Annotated in this window: 1 protein-coding gene; it reads left to right on the top strand. The window is 60.2% G+C overall.

Annotated features, from left to right (window positions below):
* Positions 1 to 69: 69 nt before the first annotated feature.
* A protein-coding gene (locus tag ACW7G2_RS14025) for an IS3 family transposase (RefSeq protein ID WP_456976836.1) occupies positions 70 to 1157 on the top strand; the annotation gives its coding sequence in 2 pieces (ribosomal slippage) (positions 70 to 322 and positions 322 to 1157; 1089 coding nt in all).
* Positions 1158 to 1195: the final 38 nt, after the last annotated feature.

The following is a 1195-nucleotide window of genomic DNA, read 5'->3' as shown; positions in this document are numbered from 1 at the left end:
GGTAATCCCCCCACAGGTTAGCTGACGTCAGAAGTGGAATTTTCTCGTACCCTTTCCCGAGGAGGTTCCATGAAGAAGTCCCGCTTCACCGACAGCCAGATCATCGCCGTGCTCAAGCAGGCCCAGGCCGGCACGCCAGTGCCGGAGCTGTGCCGCGAACACGGCATCAGCTCGGCGACGTTCTACAAGTGGCGCAGCAAGTTCGGCGGCATGGAGGTCTCCATGGTGGGTCGGATGAAGGAGCTGGAGGAGGAGAACCGGCGGCTGAAGAAGATGTACGCCGACGCTCAGCTCAGCGCCGATCTGCTGAAGGAAGCCTTGTCAAAAAAATGGTAAGGCCATCTCAGCGCCGGGAGATGGCCCGAACCGCAGTCGAAGGCGGACGCACGAGTATCCGGCACGCCTGCCAGACCTTTGAGGTCAGTCAGACGTGCTACCGGTACCAGGCTCAAGCCTCGGGGGAGAACGCCCAGATCGCCGATTGGCTGGTGCGATTGACCACGGCGTATCGCGACTGGGGCTTCGGCCTGTGCTTTCTGTATCTGCGCAACGTCAAGGGCTTTGGTTGGAACCACAAGCGGGTCTACCGCATCTACCGGGAGTTGGAGTTGAACCTGCGGATCAAGCCGAAAAAGCGCCTGATACGGGAGAAGCCCGAGCCGTTGGCGGTGCCGGATACGATCAACCAGGTCTGGTCGATGGATTTCATGCACGACCAACTCAGCGACGGCCGTAGCTTTCGGCTGTTCAACGTGCTGGATGACTTCAACCGGGAAGGCCTGGGGATCGAGGTCGACCTGTCGCTGCCTGCTGCCCGCGTGATCCGCTCGTTGGAGCAGATCATCGAGTGGCGCGGCAAGCCCAAGGTGATCCGCTGTGACAATGGTCCCGAATACATCAGCGGGGCGATGCTGTCCTGGGCGGAGCGACAGGGCATCCGGATCGATCATATCCAGCCGGGAAAGCCGCAACAGAACGCCTACATCGAACGCTACAACCGCACCGTGCGCTACGGATGGCTGGCCCAGACCCTGTTCGACACCATCGAGCAGGTGCAGGACAAAGCCACGCGTTGGTTATGGACTTACAACCATGAGCGCCCGAACATGGCGCTCGGAGGCATCACCCCGAAGCAAAAACTCGCACTTGCTGCTTAGCTCCACTTTTGGTGTCCGCTAAAAATGGGGGGATTACC

Source organism: Luteimonas sp. A277, assembly GCF_054052045.1.
This window is presented reverse-complemented; position numbering and strand designations above follow the sequence as displayed.